We start from the raw sequence: 551 nt of genomic DNA, 5'->3' as shown, positions 1-551 counted from the left end.
TTTTTACTTGAGTGTAAAGGCGGACGGATTCGGTCGGTTGTAGTTCAATAACCAAACGATTCGGCGCAGGTTGGCTGTTGTCAAAAATATGGTTTTGCAGCGGATGGAAGTTCAACACGATTTCCGCCACTTTTCCTGCCATGCGTTTGCCGGTACGTAGGTAGAAAGGTACGCCTTTCCAACGCTCGTTTTCAATTTCGGCTTTGATGGCAACATAGGTTTCAGTGAAGCTGTCTTTCGGTACATCGACTTCTTCCAGATAGCCGTTCATGCCGTTTGCTGCAACATATTGGCCGCGAATAACATTTTCGTTGACGGATTCGATGGTCAGCGGTTTCAGCGATTTAATGACTTTTACTTTCTCGTCGCGTACGGCATCCGCATCCAAGCTCGCCGGTGCTTCCATGGCAGTCATACAAAGCATTTGCATCAAGTGGTTTTGCACCATATCGCGCAACGCGCCGGTAATGTCGTAAAACTCGCCGCGTTCTTCCACGCCCAACTGCTCGGCGATGGTCAGCTGTACACTTTCAATATATTTGTTGTTCCAC

Annotated in this window: 1 pseudogene; it reads right to left on the bottom strand. The window is 48.3% G+C overall.

The window, feature by feature from the left end:
* Nucleotides 1-551: pseudogene (locus tag ACTHUR_RS17200) on the bottom strand (glucose-6-phosphate dehydrogenase); the annotation flags it as partial.

Source organism: Neisseria sp. P0021.S007, assembly GCF_051956855.1.
Note: the sequence above shows the minus strand (reverse complement) of the source record. Positions and strands in the feature narration are given on the sequence as shown.